The sequence below is a fragment of the Peptoniphilus lacydonensis genome (genome assembly GCF_900106515.1).
Classification (GTDB): domain Bacteria; phylum Bacillota; class Clostridia; order Tissierellales; family Peptoniphilaceae; genus Peptoniphilus_A; species Peptoniphilus_A lacydonensis.
Genome location: NZ_FNWF01000002.1, coordinates 64079 through 79901 on the forward strand (window position 1 = coordinate 64079; position 15823 = coordinate 79901).

General features: G+C 28.7%; 15 protein-coding genes. All 15 read left to right on the top strand.

Translation table 11 applies throughout. The features are described 5' to 3' along the window. Positions 1 to 29 precede the first annotated feature (29 nt). The 15 genes from prmC to rnpM all read left to right on the top strand — a co-directional run bounded on the left by prmC (position 30) and on the right by rnpM (position 15813). Positions 30 to 860: a peptide chain release factor N(5)-glutamine methyltransferase gene (gene prmC / locus BQ5450_RS00320; RefSeq protein WP_010242419.1), complete on the top strand. Its 831-nt coding sequence runs from the start codon at positions 30 to 32 to the stop codon at positions 858 to 860. An 8-nt stretch (positions 861 to 868) separates the two neighbouring features. Beyond that, positions 869 to 1936: a peptide chain release factor 1 gene (gene prfA / locus BQ5450_RS00325; RefSeq protein WP_010242417.1), complete on the top strand. Its 1068-nt coding sequence runs from the start codon at positions 869 to 871 to the stop codon at positions 1934 to 1936. A 110-nt stretch (positions 1937 to 2046) separates the two neighbouring features. Next, positions 2047 to 2589 (top strand): rubrerythrin family protein, encoded by a 543-nt coding sequence (locus BQ5450_RS00330; RefSeq protein WP_010242416.1) that lies wholly within the window; start codon positions 2047 to 2049, stop codon positions 2587 to 2589. A 430-nt stretch (positions 2590 to 3019) separates the two neighbouring features. Then, a complete protein-coding gene (gene rpsB / locus BQ5450_RS00335) occupies positions 3020 to 3808 on the top strand; it encodes a 30S ribosomal protein S2 (RefSeq protein WP_010242414.1) in 789 nt (262 codons plus the stop codon). Positions 3809 to 3880: 72 nt separating this feature from the next. Continuing rightward, on the top strand, positions 3881 to 4525 hold the full coding sequence (gene tsf / locus BQ5450_RS00340) for a translation elongation factor Ts (protein WP_071125605.1): 645 nt from the start codon (positions 3881 to 3883) through the stop codon (positions 4523 to 4525). Positions 4526 to 4542: 17 nt separating this feature from the next. Further along, positions 4543 to 5247, top strand: coding sequence for a UMP kinase (pyrH, locus tag BQ5450_RS00345; protein ID WP_071125606.1), 705 nt, complete (start codon positions 4543 to 4545; stop codon positions 5245 to 5247). 9 nt (positions 5248 to 5256) lie between these two features. Next, a complete protein-coding gene (gene frr / locus BQ5450_RS00350) occupies positions 5257 to 5814 on the top strand; it encodes a ribosome recycling factor (RefSeq protein ID WP_010242410.1) in 558 nt (185 codons plus the stop codon). Positions 5815 to 5860: 46 nt separating this feature from the next. Further along, on the top strand, positions 5861 to 6586 hold the full coding sequence (locus tag BQ5450_RS00355) for an undecaprenyl pyrophosphate synthase (protein ID WP_010242409.1): 726 nt from the start codon (positions 5861 to 5863) through the stop codon (positions 6584 to 6586). A gap of 1 nt (position 6587) precedes the next feature. Beyond that, positions 6588 to 7370 (top strand): phosphatidate cytidylyltransferase, encoded by a 783-nt coding sequence (locus BQ5450_RS00360; protein ID WP_071125607.1) that lies wholly within the window; start codon positions 6588 to 6590, stop codon positions 7368 to 7370. A 10-nt stretch (positions 7371 to 7380) separates the two neighbouring features. Continuing rightward, positions 7381 to 8391 carry an RIP metalloprotease RseP gene (rseP, locus tag BQ5450_RS00365; protein ID WP_071125608.1) on the top strand — a complete coding sequence of 337 codons (1011 nt, stop codon included), beginning with the start codon at positions 7381 to 7383 and terminating at the stop codon, positions 8389 to 8391. Continuing rightward, complete coding sequence (ispG, locus tag BQ5450_RS00370) at positions 8388 to 9443, top strand: flavodoxin-dependent (E)-4-hydroxy-3-methylbut-2-enyl-diphosphate synthase (protein WP_083379657.1); 1056 nt, start codon at positions 8388 to 8390, stop codon at positions 9441 to 9443. Before rseP ends, ispG begins: the two co-directional genes overlap by 4 nt. 4 nt (positions 9444 to 9447) lie before the next feature. Then, on the top strand, positions 9448 to 13695 hold the full coding sequence (locus BQ5450_RS00375; protein WP_199820633.1) for a PolC-type DNA polymerase III: 4248 nt from the start codon (positions 9448 to 9450) through the stop codon (positions 13693 to 13695). A gap of 102 nt (positions 13696 to 13797) precedes the next feature. Continuing rightward, positions 13798 to 14259, top strand: a complete 462-nt coding sequence (locus BQ5450_RS00380) for a ribosome maturation factor RimP (RefSeq protein ID WP_010242403.1) — start codon at positions 13798 to 13800, stop codon at positions 14257 to 14259. An 11-nt stretch (positions 14260 to 14270) separates the two neighbouring features. Beyond that, a complete protein-coding gene (nusA, locus tag BQ5450_RS00385; protein WP_010242402.1) occupies positions 14271 to 15524 on the top strand; it encodes a transcription termination factor NusA in 1254 nt (417 codons plus the stop codon). A 25-nt stretch (positions 15525 to 15549) separates the two neighbouring features. After that, positions 15550 to 15813: an RNase P modulator RnpM gene (gene rnpM, locus BQ5450_RS00390; protein ID WP_010242401.1), complete on the top strand. Its 264-nt coding sequence runs from the start codon at positions 15550 to 15552 to the stop codon at positions 15811 to 15813. Positions 15814 to 15823: the final 10 nt, after the last annotated feature.

A 15823-nucleotide genomic window follows, 5' to 3' on the forward strand; every position in this document is an offset into this window, starting at 1 on the left:
CAGGCTAACCTTTTTTATTACAAAAAATTATGAAAATTAAAGAAGCCTTACTAAAGGGTAAAATTTATTTAAAAAATTCAAATTATACTTATCCACTATATGAAACGAGAAAAATTTTATCTGAATTATTAAAAAAAGATTTGTCGTATTTAATTTCACATGATGATGAATATTTAGAAAGGAATATTGAAAGAAAATATTTTGAGATTTTAAAAAAAAGAGAAGAAGGAGTTCCCCTCCAATATATTTTAGGTTATGAAGCTTTTTTTGGTAGAAATTTTAATGTTTTAGAAAATGTATTGATACCAAGACAGGATACAGAAATTTCTGTTGAAGTAATTCTTAATATTTTGAAAAAGTATAAAATTAGAAATATGTTAGAGATTGGGACGGGAACTGGAATTGTTGGTATAACTATTGATTTAGAAAGTGAAGTTGAAGTAACGGCAACTGACATAAGTGATTATGCAATTAAAAATGCAAAAATTAATAAAGATAAATTAGATTCAAAAGTTAAAATAATAAAAAGTGATTTATTTGACAATGTTTGTGAAAAATATGATTTAATATATTCTAACCCACCTTATATAAAAACAAGAGAAATTGATAAATTGCAAATTGAGGTGAAAGATCACGAACCAAGACTTGCACTAGATGGGGGAGAAGATGGACTTTATTTTTATAAAAAAATAATAAGAGAAGCTCCAGATTATTTGAATAAAAATGGATTTTTGATTTTTGAAATAGGTTATGACGAAACAGAAGAAATTTATAAATTAATGAATTATAAATTTGATTTAAAAGTTTATAAAGATTTAGGTAATTTAGATAGAGTAATAGTTGGACAGTTAAAAAAATAGGAGAAATTATGTACGAAAAACTTTCAATTTTTGAAGAAAAATTGCTAGAACTTGAAAAAGATTTAAGCGATGTTAATATTATTAATGATTCCAAATTATATCAACAAAAAGCTATTGAACATGCGGAAATAGAACCTATTGTAGCAAAGTATAGAGAATACAAAAAAACTTTAGAAGTTTTAAATGAAAACAAAGAATTGATTAAAGAAAAATTAGATGATGAATTTAAAGATTTAGTTAGAGAAGAAATAAATGAAGGGAATAAAAAAGTTGAAGATTTAGAAAATGATTTAAAAATTTTACTTATTCCAAAAGATAAAAATGACAGCAAAAATGTAATGGTAGAAATTCGTGCTGGTGCAGGAGGAGATGAAGCTGCACTTTTTGCTGGTGTTTTGTATAGACAATATGTAAGATATGCTGAAAGATGTGGATTTAAAGTAGAAACAATTTCTTCAAATGAAATAGGAATTGGTGGCTTTAAAGAAGTTGTCTTTATGATTATTGGAAGAGGCGCTTATTCAAGATTAAAATATGAATCAGGTGTTCATCGAGTTCAAAGAGTTCCTGAAACAGAAAGTGGTGGAAGAATTCACACTTCAACTGCTACTGTTGCTGTTTTGCCTGAAGCTGAAGATGTAGATATAGAAATCGACCCAACTGAAATAAAATTTGATGTATTTCGTGCATCAGGAAATGGAGGACAATGTGTAAACACAACAGATTCAGCAGTTAGACTTACACATATACCAACAGGTATTGTAATTTCATGTCAAGATGAAAAATCTCAACTTAGAAATAAAGAAAAGGCTATGAAACTTTTAAGATCGAAACTATATGATTTAAAGCTTCAAGAACAAAATGAAAAAGAATCCATGGAAAGATCTTCTCAAATAGGGTCTGGTGATAGATCAGAAAGAATAAGAACTTATAATTATCCTCAAGGCAGGGTCACAGATCATAGAATTAATTTTACATCTCACAGAATTGATGCAATTAATGATGGAGATTTAGATGAAATAATTGACGCACTTATAACATACGATCAGACACAAAAAATTGAGAATATTGATTAAAATGCAATTAATAAAAATATATTTATTTAGTGTAAATATTTGATTTTTCATAAATAATACTCTATAATGATAGTTGTAATTTTATTATTAAATTTAATGGGGGTAATATTATGAATCAAATGACAAGTAGCAATTTAAGATCAGCATTTGGAGGAGAATCTCAAGCACGTAATAGATATAATATTTGGGGTGATGTGGCTGAAAAAGATGGTTTTAAAAATGTAAAAAGACTTTTTGACGCAACATCTGATGCAGAAAGAATTCACGCATCTCTTCACTTTAATGCTCTTAAAGACGAATCTGGAGATTTTGCAGTAACTTCAATGGCTGGGTTTGGTATTAACAGCACTTCTGAAAATCTTGAAGCTGCGAAGAATGGAGAAATTTTTGAATCAACTCAAATGTATCCTGCTTTCATTGCAGTAGCAGAAATGCAAGGAGAAAAAGAAGCTGTTAAAGCAATGAAATTTGCAACTGCTGCTGAAGAAGTTCACGCTAAAAGATTCCAAGCTGCAAAAGATGCAGTAGATCAAGGAAAAGACCTTGATGTAGAAAAGATTTTTCTTTGCCCAGTATGTGGATATATTACATTTGAAGATGAAGAAAAATGCCCAATTTGTGGATGTGCAGGAAGCAAATTTGTTGCTTATTAATTTTTGTTAAATGAAAGTCTCTCCGAAAGGGGAGATTTTTTTTAATTTGAAAATTTCACATAATACTTTTAGAAAATAGTTTAGTAATTTTTTGTAGTTATATTTTACTTTTTATTAAGATTGTATATGTCATAGATCGAATAAGTATGTTTTTAATATAAGATTTTTATAAATTATATTATATATTATTAAATTTTCATAGAATCTAAGATTTTTATAAATGTATTTTAAATATAAGTTATCCACTTAAGGAAAATCAAAAAGAAAGTTGTAATTAAACATCTTTAAACAAAATATTGATAATTTTAATATCCTGTGGTATACTTTTATCCGGTAACTAATACACACATTTTTTAATAGTAAAAGAGTTGCTACAATGGTCCTTTTACTAGATGATAAAAATGGAGGAAAAAACACGGAGGTGGCTTAAATGTCAGTAATTTCAATGAAAAATTTATTAGAAGCTGGTGTTCACTTTGGACATCAAACTAGAAGATGGAACCCTAAAATGAAGAGATTTATATTTACCGAAAGAAATGGTATTTATATAATTGATCTTCAAAAAACTGTAAAAAAAGTAGAAGAAGCCTATGATTTTGTAAGAGAAGTTGCAGCTGATGGCGGAGAAGTTCTTTTTGTTGGTACAAAAAAACAAGCTCAAGATGCAATTGAAAAAGAAGCTACAAAATGTGGAATGCCTTACATTAATCAAAGATGGTTGGGTGGTCTACTAACTAACTACAAAACTATTAAGAAGAGAATAGATAGACTATATCAACTATATGAAATGGAAGAAAATGGAACTTTTGAGGTTTTACCTAAAAAAGAAGTTGCTCAATTACTTCATGAGAGAGAAAAACTTGAAAAATTCTTAGGCGGAATTAAAGAAATGAATGGTATGCCTAAAGCTCTATTTGTTGTAGATCCTAAGAAAGAAAGAATTGCAGTTAAAGAAGCTCATATTTTAGGAATTCCAGTTATTGGTATTGTCGATACAAATTGTGACCCTGATGAAGTGGATATTCCAATCCCAGGAAATGATGACGCTATTAGAGCAGTAAAACTTATTACTGAAACTATTTCAAATGCCGTTATTGAAGGAAAACAAGGCAGTCAAATTGAAGATAGCGATAATGATGATTATGATGAATCCACTCAAGAAGTTTCTGAAGAATCTAAAGAAACTGTTGATGATGAAAAATCAATTATAGAAGAGTAAGAGATATTTCGAGAGTTCTAAAGTAATCCTTTAAAACTCTCTTTTTTTAAAATAAATAAGGAGTGAATAAAAATGGCTATAACAGCAGCATTAGTTAAGGAATTAAGAGAAAAAACTGGAGCAGGAATGATGGATTGCAAGAAAGCTCTTTCAGAAACTAAAGGAGATATGGACAAGGCAGTTGATTTTTTAAGAGAAAAAGGACTTGCTTCTGTTGCAAAGAAATCTTCAAGAATTGCTTCTGAAGGTATAGTAGATTCATATATTCATGGAGGAAGAATTGGAGTTCTTGTTGAAGTTAACTCTGAAACTGATTTCGTTGCTAAAAATGAAGAATTTAAAACTTTTGTAAGAGATATCGCTATGCAAATTGCAGCAGTTAATCCAAAATATGTTAGTCGTGAAGAAGTGCCAGCTGAAGAAGTTGAACACGAAAGAAAAGTTTTAACTGAACAAGCTAAAAGTGAAAATAAACCTGATCATATAATTGAAAAAATGGTTGAAGGTAGACTTGAAAAGTTTTACGAAGAAATATGTCTTTTAGATCAAGATTTTATCAAAGATTCAGACAAGAAAATTAGAGATATTTTAAATGATTTAATTGCAAAAATTGGAGAAAACATTAAAATTAGAAGATTTGTTAGATTTGAAGTCGGAGAAGGTCTAGAAAAAAGAGAAGAAGATTTTGCAGAAGAAGTTGCAAAACAAATAGGATAACAAATTGGAGAAGTAAAATGCCAAATTATAAGAGAATAATTCTAAAATTAAGTGGAGAGGCTTTGGCAGGATCTAATTCTGTTGGAATTGATATGGAGTATATCAATTTAATTGCTAAACAAGTTAAAAAAATTTATGAATTAGGTGTTGAAACTGGTATTGTTGTAGGTGGCGGTAACTTTTGGAGAGGACGCGATGAAAACAATATTGACAGAGCAACGTCTGATTACATGGGAATGTTAGGTACTGTAATGAATGCATTGGCGTTACAGGATTCTTTGGAAAAATTAGGCGTTATTACTCGAGTACAAACTGCTATTGATATGAAACAAGTTGCAGAACCATATATTAGAAGACGTGCTATTAGACATCTGGAAAAAGGACGAGTTGTTATTTTTTCAGCTGGAGTTGGAAATCCTTATTTTTCAACTGATACTGCTGCTGCTCTTAGGGCTGCTGAGATAGATGCTGATGTGATTTTACTTGCAAAGAAAGGTGTAGATGGAGTATATGATTCTGATCCTAATTTGAATTCCGATGCTAAAAAGTATAGCAACTTAAGTTATAGAGAAATCTTAAATCAAAATTTAAAAATCATGGACGGTACAGCAACTACATTATGTATGGATAATGATATTCCTCTAATAGTTTTTGGAATTGATGAAGAAGATGCTATGTATAAAGTTGTCTGTGGCGAAAATATTGGTACTAATATTAAATAGGAGGATATTATGATATCTGATCTAAAAAAGAATACTGAGTCCAGAATGCAAAAATCTGTTAGCTCTTTATCTGAATCTCTTCAATCGATAAGGGCAGGACGTGCTAATACGAGTTTATTAGACAAAATTTTTGTTGATTATTATGGACAACAAACCCCACTTAATCAAGTTGCAAGTCTTTCTGCTCCAGAGCCAAGACTTCTAGCCATTCAACCCTGGGATGCAAATTTAATTCCTGATATTGAAAAGGCTATTTTAAAGTCTGATTTAGGTATAACTCCTTCAAATGATGGAAAAGTTATTAGACTTGTCATTCCTCAGTTAACTGAAGAAAGAAGAAAAGATCTCACAAAATTAGTTGGAAAAGATGCTGAAGAAGCTAAGGTTTCTGTTAGAAATATTAGAAGAGATGCCATGGAAGATATTAAAAAAGCTGAAAAGGCAAAAGAAATTTCTGAAGATGACAAGGTTTCCTTTGAAGAAGATATTCAAAAGCTAACTGATAAATATATAAAAGAAATAGATAAAGTAGCAGAAAGCAAAGAAAAAGAACTTATGGAAATTTGATTTTTAGCCTTAGATTATTCTAAGGCTATTTTTTTTGAGGAGTTTTATGAATTATTACAATAGATTAGACTTAGATAGAATCCCTAGACATGTTGGAATAATAATGGATGGCAATGGTAGATGGGCAAAAAAACGAAATATGCCAAGAACTCTCGGGCACAAAGAGGGAGCAAAAAGAGTGGTAGATATTGTAGAAACGGCTTATAATTTAAATATTAAATCATTAACTCTATATGCATTTTCTACTGAAAATTGGAAAAGACCGGAAGAAGAAATATCTAAATTAATGGATTTACTTGCATTTTATATAAAAACTCAACTTCAAAGAATAAAGAAAAATAATATTAAAATTAATGTTTTAGGAGATTATAATGTCTTTCCTGAATTAATTGTAAAACTAATTGAAGATGCATTGCAGGAAACAAAATCAAATGATAAAATGATACTAAATATTGCTCTTAATTATGGTGGACAAAGTGAAATAGTTCGAGCTACGAAAAATATCGTGAAAGATATTTTAAACGAAAATATTTTATTAGAGGATATTAACACTCAAAGTTTTAAAAATTATTTGTATACAAAAGGTCAAGATGATCTTGATTTGCTTATAAGACCAAGTGGAGAATTGAGAGTGTCAAATTTTTTATTATATCAATTAGCTTATAGTGAATTTTATTTTTCTAATGTTTTATGGCCTGATTTTAATGAGTATGAATTTTATAAAGCTATTTATGATTTTCAAAATAGAAATAGAAGATATGGAGGTCTATAATTTGACAGATTTGAAAAAAAGAGTTACTACTGGAGTAGTTGGCATTTTACTTTTAATTTTAATTTTTTGTATAGGTTTAAATGCGGTAAAAGTTTTTATATTATTATTGACACTTGAAGCTATAAGAGAGCTTTATAATGCGTTTTTAAAAAAGGGGATTAAATTATTTTTGCCAATTTTATTTTTTGGAGCATTAATTACTTTTTTATGTACTTACTTTAATTTAAATTTAGTTTATGCTCTTATTATTTATTTTGTAGTAAATTCAGTGTTTTCTATAATTATAGAAGATTATAGTGTTGAAAATTATTTATATACAAGTTTTTCTTATTTTTATGCTGTGTTTATGCTTAATGTTTTGGCAAGTATTAATGATATTTATTTAATTATTTCAGCATTTGTAATTTCGTTTTCCACTGATACTTTTGCCTATTTTGTGGGGTCAACATTTGGCAAGCATAAATTAATAGAAAGAATTAGTCCCAATAAATCTGTTGAAGGCTCAATAGGTGGAACTGTATTTGCACTTATTATCACTTCTATTTATTTTATTTTGATGAATAAATATATTACAAATTATAATATTGATTTTTTTGTTATTTTAATTATATTGATATCATCTATTTCAGGACAATTTGGAGATTTATTTGCCTCTAAATTAAAAAGATATGTAGATACTAAAGATTATGCACAAATTTTACCTGGGCATGGAGGTGTTCTTGATAGGTTCGACAGTTTGATTTTTATTAGTCCTTTTATTTTTATTTTATATAATATTATCTGAGGGAGGAATAATGGTTACTTTAATAAGTTCAGTTATAGTTTTTCTTCTAGTAGTAATGCTTCATGAATTTGGACATTTTACAGTTGCGAAATTATCTGGAATAAAAGTAAACGAATTTTCAATTGGCATGGGTCCCAAAGTTTTTCAAAAAGAAAAAAAGGAAACCACTTATAGTTTAAGAGCTCTTCCAGTTGGAGGATATGTTGCAATGGAAGGAGAAGAAGAAAATTCTGATGATCCTAGATCTTTTGACAATGCAACTATTTCAAAACGTATAGCAGTTGTTTTGGCGGGAGCTTTTATGAATTTTGTTTTGGGATTTTTAGCTTTTACAATAATTTTTTTCATCGTTGGATATGGATCGAATGAGATCGATAATGTAATAGATAATTCTCCAGCTATGATTGCAGGTTTAGAAAATAAAGATAAAATATTAAGTGTAAATAGTCTTAAAGTGGATGATATATATGATATAAATTCTATAGTTTCAGCTAGTGATGGAAAAGAATTAAATTTTAAAATTTTAAGAAATGGAGAAGAAAAAGAAATTTTATTAAAACCTAAATATTCAAATGAAAGTAAGAGATATATTATAGGAATAACTGCGAAACTTGAGCATTCCTTTTTTAAGTCAATTGAACTTGGCGCTAAAAGGACTTTTGAAGTAGCAGGAATAATTTTAAAAAGTCTAAAGATGATATTTGATGGTTCTTTTAAGGTGGAATACTTGTCTGGTCCTGTGGGTGTAGTCCAAATGATTGGATCAGAATCCTCAAAGGGTTTTTTATATTTTTTACAAATTTTAGCTTTAATTTCAATTAATTTAGGTGTGTTTAATTTACTTCCTATTCCTGCACTTGATGGGGGAAAGTTTCTATTTTTAATTATTGAAGCTGTAAGAGGTAAACCAATTGATGAAAAAATAGAACAGAGGTTATCTCTAATTGGAATCAGTATTTTATTTAGTTTAATGATTTATGTGACGATTTTTAATGATATTGGAAGGTTGTTTAACAAATGATAGAGAGAAGAAAAACTAAGAAAATTTATGTTGGAGATGTACCAATTGGAGGAAATTCTCCCATAACTATTCAGTCAATGACAAATACAGATACTAAAGACATAGATTCAACTGTTTTACAAATAAAAAAATTAGAAGATGCTGGATGCGACATAATAAGAATAGCAGTTAATGATTTTGAAGACGCATTGGCACTTAAAGAAATAAAAAAATCAATAAAAATTCCTATAATTTCAGACATTCAATTTGATTATAAACTAGCAATAAAAGCTGCCGAAAATCAAAGTGATGCAATAAGATTAAATCCAGGGAATATTGGAGATTCTTGGAAAATAAAAGAAGTAACTAACGTGTGCAAATTTTATGGAATCCCTATAAGAGTTGGAGTTAATTCAGGGTCTATAAAAAAAGAATTTTTACACAAATTTAATGGTGTTAATGCATTATCTATTTGTTTAAGTGCTATGGAAGAAATCGAATTACTTGAAAAAAATAATTTTTACGATATAGCTGTATCTTTAAAAGCATCAAATGTAAATCTAACAATAGAAAGTTATAGAAAATTTGCGGATATGTCCAATTACCCACTACATCTAGGAGTTACAGAAGCAGGGACGCCCAAAAATGGAATAATTAAATCATCTATTGGCATTGGAACACTTCTATCAGAAGGTATAGGAGATACTATAAGAGTTTCTCTTACATCTGATCCAGTAGAAGAAGTTAAAACAGGTAAAGATATTTTAAAGGCACTTGATCTTAAAGAGGATGGCGTCGATTTGATTTCATGTCCTACTTGCGCAAGAACTAAGTTAGATTTGATTAGTATAGTAAATGCTGCTGAGAATAGACTTTACTCTATGGATAAAAATTTAAAAGTTGCTATAATGGGATGCCCTGTCAATGGACCTGGTGAAGCCAAAGAAGCTGATATTGGTATTGCTGGAGGAAATGGAGAAGGAATTATTTTTAGAAAGGGAGAAATAATAAAAAAAGTTCCAGAAGAAAATTTATTAGAAGAACTTTTATCTGAAATAGAAAAGTTAGGGTGATAATTTGATTTTATTAAAAGAAATCTTAAAAAAAATGGATGATTCATCTTTGAGTCTTTCTGATGATATTTTTATCAATTCTATAAAAAGAAATAAGAACAGTGGGGAAGTTTTTTTTACAATTATTTCGAAAGAAAAATTAGAATTAGATGATAAAGATGATATAAAAAAACTTTTCAAAAAAAATCTAAAAGATTATAAAGTATATATTGATTTTAAATCATCTTCTCTTTATGAAAGTGAAGATGATTTAATTTATGGAGAAATTCTAAAGTATAATCCTTCTTCTAAAATTTGGATTGAAAATATTGAGATTATAAAAGATGAAAAATTAAGTAAAATTGAAATAAAATTACCAACAGAAGAAGCTTACTATAATTTAACTAAAAATGGCTTTGGAAATTTTTTGGAAAAGAAACTTTTAGATTTTGGTAAATATAAAGTGGATTTTAATTGTAAGAAAAAGATTATAGAAGAATCTCATATTGAATCTTTTATATCTAAAATAAATGAAGCTGAAGATTCTATTTCTGCAAAGCATGAATTAGAAATAAAAACAAATATAGACAACAAAGAAAAAGAAAGAAAAATAAAAAAGATTTCAAGCTATGGGAAAAAAGATTTAGAAAATATATCAAAACTTATAGATGTAAACTTAAATTCACAGAAAGTAACTGTTGAAGTTGATATTTTTAAAATAGAATCTAGAGAGCTAAAAAATGGGAATTTTTTGATTTCTCTTTCTATAACTGATTATACATCTTCAACTCTTGCCAAAATATTTTTAAAACCAGAGAAAGCTGAAGAATTCTTAGAGAATTTTAGAGAAAAAGACCATGTCCTTATAACAGGAAAAGTTAATTATGACAATTTTTCTAGATGCGAAACAATTATGTTAAATTATATAGAAAAGAAAGACAAGATTATTCGAATGGATTATTCCAATGAAAAAAGAGTTGAATTTAGAATTCACTCAAAAATGTCGCAAATGTCGGGGGTGACTTCTTTCACAGATTTTGCACAAAGGGCAAAAACTTGGGGGCATAAAGCAATTGCAATTGCAGATAATGGTGATGTTCAAGGATTTCCTGAGGCTATGGAGTCTGGTGAAAAAGTAGGGCTTAAAATTTTATATGGGACAGATGTAAATTTTGTAGATGATAAAGAGAAAATTGTGACAAATTTTGATTCTAATAAAAATTATAATTCCTACGTTGTTTTTGATATTGAAACAACAGGGCTTTCATCTAGAAATGATAAAATAACAGAAATTGGTGCAGTTAAGATTGTAGATGGAATAATTGTGGATAGATTTTCACAACTCATCAATCCCGAGAAAGAAATACCACAAGTTGTTGTTGATCTTACTGGAATTAGCAATGCAAAAGTAGAAAATGAACCTACAATTGAAGAAGTAATCCCAAAGTTTTATGAATTTGCTAAAGACTCTGTTTTAGTAGCTCACAATGCAAAATTTGATATTTCTTTCATTAGAAAAGAGTACAAAAATAATAATTTAAAATTTAATCATCCAATTTTAGATACTTTGGTACTTGCCAGAGCTACAATGACAAATATGAAAAGATTTAATTTAGGAACACTCTGTAAAAACCTTGGAATATCCCTTGTTGGGGCTCACAGGGCTGTAAATGATGCCGAAGCTACTGCGGCAATGTTTATAAAACTTATAGGCAGATTTAAAAAAGAAAATAAATTTAACTTTGATGAATTGAATAAAATAGTTCAAAACATAGATTCTAAACGTTTATTCGAAAATTCTCTTCTTATAATAGTAAAAGATGAAATTGGATTGAAAAATTTATATAAATTAATTTCAGATTCTCACATGAAATTTTATAATTTTTCTGCAAAAGTTCCTAGAACTTTATTAGATAAATATAGAGAAGGAATTCTAGTTGGTTCTGGAAATGCAAATTCAGAACTTTTTGATGCTGTTTATAGAATGTGTCCAGATGAAGAATTACTTGAAATTGCAAAATATTATGACTTTCTGGAGATTCAACCTTGTAGTGACAATATTATGGCAATTGAAGATGGTAAATTTACTATAAAAGATATAAAAGAGATAAATGAAAAAATTGTTTGGCTAGGGGATAAACTCAATATTCCTGTAATTGCAGATTCTGAAACATATTATATTGAAAAAGAAGAAGATTTACTAAGAAGAATTGTTTTAAATGGAAAGCCTGGAAGGCCTGATGTTAGAGCAAGTAGAGAGCAAAAATTTTATTTTAAAACTACAGAAGAGATGCTTGAAGAATTTTCTTACTTGGGAGAAAAAAAATCATATGAAGTCGTAATAGAAAACACAAACAAATTAGCTAATGAAATTAAAAATATAAAGCCAATTCCAGATGGTAAATACCCTCCAGTAATTGAAGGCTCAGATGAAGATCTTAGAAATATGACTTATAAGAAAGCTCATGAGATTTATGGAGATAATCTTCCTCAAATTGTAGAAGACAGACTAGAAAAAGAACTTGAATCTATTATATCTAATGGTTATTCAGTATTATATATAATTGCTCAAAAATTAGTAAAAAAATCAAATGACGATGGTTTTTTAGTTGGGTCAAGAGGTTCTGTTGGTTCTTCATTTGTAGCAACTATGTCTGGAATAACAGAAGTAAATCCTCTTCCTCCACATTATATATGTCCAAATTGTAAATATTCTGAATTTTCTGAAGATTTAACTTATGGTTCTGGTGTAGATATGCCAGATAAAATTTGTCCTAAGTGTCACACTCCATTAAAAAAAGATGGACATAATATTCCCTTTGAAGTTTTTTTAGGGTTTTATGGAGATAAAGAGCCTGATATAGATTTAAATTTTGCAGGAGAATATCAACCGAGAGCTCATAAATATACCGAAGAACTTTTTGGCGAAGGATATGTATTTAGAGCAGGAACTATTGGAAAAATTGCAGAAAAAACTGCCTATGGATATGTAAAAAAATATTTTGAAAATAAAAATATTTCACCCATAGAAATAGATAGACTGTCTAAAGCTATAACAGATGGCAAGAGGACAAGTGGACAACATCCTGGTGGTGTAATGATTGTGCCAAAGAGCAACAGTATTTTTGATTTTACTCCAATTCAATATCCAGCAGATGATTCAACGTCTGGAGTAGTAACTACACACTTTGACTATAACTTTATTCATGGTAAAATTTTAAAATTAGATATACTTGGTCATGATGGTCCAACAATAATAAAAATGTTAGAGGATTTTACAGGTTTAGATTCAAGTAAAATTAGACTTGACGATGAAAAAACTCTTTCTATTTTTAATAGTGCAGATATTTTTAATATGGATGAAGATATTTTCACTTGTAAAACTGGAACTCTTGGGATACCAGAATTTGGAACATCTTTTGTAATTTCAATGCTAATAGAAACTAAACCTAAGAATTTTGCAGATCTTGTTAGAATTTCTGGACTTTCTCATGGTACAGATGTTTGGGTTTCAAATGCTCAAGAATTAGTAGATTCTGGACGTGCCGAGCTTAAAGATGTAATTGCAACAAGAGAAGATATTATGGTTTATTTAATAAATGCAGGAGCCGAAAATAAAATGGCCTTTGATACTATGGAAAAAGTTAGAAAAGGAAAAGGTCTAACTGAAGAACAAGAAAAAATAATGAATAATTTAGATTTGCCTGAATGGTATATTGATTCTTGTAAAAAAATTAAGTATATGTTTCCCAAGGCACATGCAGTTGCTTATGTGATGCTTTCTTTCAGAATTGCTTATTATAAGTTAAATTATCCTCTTGCTTTTTACGCAACTTATTTTACAATTAAATTAAATGATTTCAACGGAGAAAATATTATTGAAGGTCCCAATTTTTTAAAAAATCGAATAAAGACATTAAGAGAAATTGAAAAACCTACTGCAAAAGATAAAGGAGAAATAAGAGTTTCTGAAGTTGCACTTGAAATGTATGCAAGAGGATTTGAATTTTCACCAGCAGATTTATATAAATCAAAATCTTCAAAATTTACAATAGAAAATGAAAAAATCAGAATGCCTTTGAGAGCAATACCAGGCATTGGAGAAAATTGTGCAAATAATATTGAAGAAGAAGCACAAAAATCTAAATTTTTATCAATTGAGGATTTTTCAAAAAGAACAAAAGCGGGAAATTCTGTAATTTCTATTCTACAAAAAAATGGGATGTTAGTAGATCTAGATGAAACTAATCAAATTTCTTTATTTAATTTTTGAAAACTTGTAATTCTACTAATTTGTGTTATAATTTAATAAGAAAGATATTTTTAGTAAAGAGTGGGGAGTCCCACTCTTTGTTTTTTAGTAGTGAGGTGTTAAGTGAATAAAAAAGAGTTAAAAGAAAAGATTTACCCACTAGCTGAAGATGTTGCAAGAGAACTTGGATATGAAATTGTAGACATAGAGTTTCAAAATGGTTCAAAGCACGATCTGTTGTCAATTTTTATTTATAAAAAAGAAGGTATTGACCTTGATGATTGTACTGAAATGAGTAGAAATTTAGAAAAAAAATTAGACGATTTAGAATTTTTAAAAGATCCATATTATTTAGAAATTTCTTCCCCGGGACTTGATAGACCTTTAAAAAATAAAGATGATTACAGGAGAAATATTGGGAATGAAGTTGAAGTTAAACTTTATGCTCCGATTCATGGAAAAAAAGAATTTAGTTTTGTATTAGATAAGTATGATGATGAAAATGTATATTTTGAGAGTAAAGGCAAAGGAGTTGCAATACCAATAAAATCAATTTCATCAATGAAACAAACTATAAAATTTTAACGGAGGAATGTATGAACCAAGAGTTTATAGAAGCTTTGAATGAAATCGAGAAAGAAAAGGGGATTTCAAAAGAAATAGTTTTTGAAGCTTTAGAATCTGCTTTAGTTTCAAGCTATCGAAAAAATTATGGAACTTCACAAAATGTAATAGTAAATATGAATAGAGATACTGGAGAAATAAAGTTATATGCGTCTAAAGATATTGTCGAAGAAGTAGAAGACCCACAACTTGAGATGTCAATAGATGAAGCTAAAAAAATTGACTCAAGCTATGAAGTTGGTGATGTATATAATTTAGAAATTCATCCTAAAAATTTTGGAAGAATTGCTGCACAAACAGCTAAACAAGTTGTAATTCAAAGAATCAAGGATGCAGAAAGAGATATAGTCTTTGATGAATATATCGAAAGAGAAAAAGAAATAATAACTGGACTCGTTCAGAGAAAATCTTATAATAATGTATATGTTGACCTTGGAACTACTGAGGGAGTACTTCCTTATAGTGAACAAATAAATAATGAGAAATACGAACATGGCGATAGATATAAAATGTTAATCCTTTCAGTAGAAAAATCAACTAAGGGTCCTCAAATTATTTTGTCAAGATCTCATCCTGATTTAATAAAAAGACTTTTCGAATTAGAGGTACCTGAAGTTAGTGAAGGAATTGTTGAAATTTATTCTATTTCTAGAGAGGCAGGTTCAAGAACTAAAATTTCTGTTTTTTCAAGAGATCCAGAGGTTGATCCACTTGGAGCTTGCGTTGGTTATAAAGGTCAAAGAGTAAATGCTATTGTAGATGAAATTCAAAATGAAAAGATAGACATAGTAATTTATGAGAAAGATACTGCCAAATTTATTGCAAATTCTTTAAGCCCGTCAAAGGTAGAAAAAGTATTTATAAATGAGGATGAAAAGTCTGCCCTTGCAATTGTTCCTGACTATCAGCTTTCTCTTGCAATAGGAAAAGAAGGGCAAAATGTTAGACTTGCAGCTAAATTAACTGGTTGGAAAATTGATATTAAATCACAAAAACAATTCGAAGAATACCTGGAAAAAAGAGATATTACTGAAGAAGAATTACGAGAGGAATTCGAAAATTCAAAAGTTAATAGTAATGAAAGAGATAATACAGCATCTGATAATGGGGATTCTGAATTGCTAGAAGATGATATGTTTGAAATTTCAGACAAAGAATCTGATATAGAAAAAGATTCTAATCTATCTTCTGTTGAAGATGAAGATAAAGAAATAGATGAAATGTAAAATTCTTAATTTAATGAGGTAAAAAATGTCAAAAATTAGGAAAGTTCCTATGCGAACTTGCATAGGTTGTAGAGAGCAAAAACCAAAAAAAGATTTAATCAGAGTAGTAAAAGATAAAGAAAATAAAATTTTTATAGATAAAACAGGAAAGGCAAATGGAAGAGGAGCTTATTTATGTAATGATAAAAACTGTTTAGAAAAAGCAATAAAATCAAAAGCATTAAACAGAGCATTTACAACAGAAATTAGTGAGGAAGTTTATGAAAATCTAATTAATTCTGTAGAATAGGGCTTCTTTT

Bases quoted from the DNA above. Each gene is read 5' to 3' on its own strand.
- prmC (WP_010242419.1), top strand. From the start codon at position 30: ATGAAAATTAAAGAAGCCTTACTAAAGGGTAAAATTTATTTAAAAAAT.
- prfA (WP_010242417.1), top strand. From the start codon at position 869: ATGTACGAAAAACTTTCAATTTTTGAAGAAAAATTGCTAGAACTTGAA.
- BQ5450_RS00330 (WP_010242416.1), top strand. From the start codon at position 2,047: ATGAATCAAATGACAAGTAGCAATTTAAGATCAGCATTTGGAGGAGAA.
- rpsB (WP_010242414.1), top strand. From the start codon at position 3,020: ATGTCAGTAATTTCAATGAAAAATTTATTAGAAGCTGGTGTTCACTTT.
- tsf (WP_071125605.1), top strand. From the start codon at position 3,881: ATGGCTATAACAGCAGCATTAGTTAAGGAATTAAGAGAAAAAACTGGA.
- pyrH (WP_071125606.1), top strand. From the start codon at position 4,543: ATGCCAAATTATAAGAGAATAATTCTAAAATTAAGTGGAGAGGCTTTG.
- frr (WP_010242410.1), top strand. From the start codon at position 5,257: ATGATATCTGATCTAAAAAAGAATACTGAGTCCAGAATGCAAAAATCT.
- BQ5450_RS00355 (WP_010242409.1), top strand. From the start codon at position 5,861: ATGAATTATTACAATAGATTAGACTTAGATAGAATCCCTAGACATGTT.
- rseP (WP_071125608.1), top strand. From the start codon at position 7,381: ATGGTTACTTTAATAAGTTCAGTTATAGTTTTTCTTCTAGTAGTAATG.
- ispG (WP_083379657.1), top strand. From the start codon at position 8,388: ATGATAGAGAGAAGAAAAACTAAGAAAATTTATGTTGGAGATGTACCA.
- nusA (WP_010242402.1), top strand. From the start codon at position 14,271: ATGAACCAAGAGTTTATAGAAGCTTTGAATGAAATCGAGAAAGAAAAG.
- rnpM (WP_010242401.1), top strand. From the start codon at position 15,550: ATGTCAAAAATTAGGAAAGTTCCTATGCGAACTTGCATAGGTTGTAGA.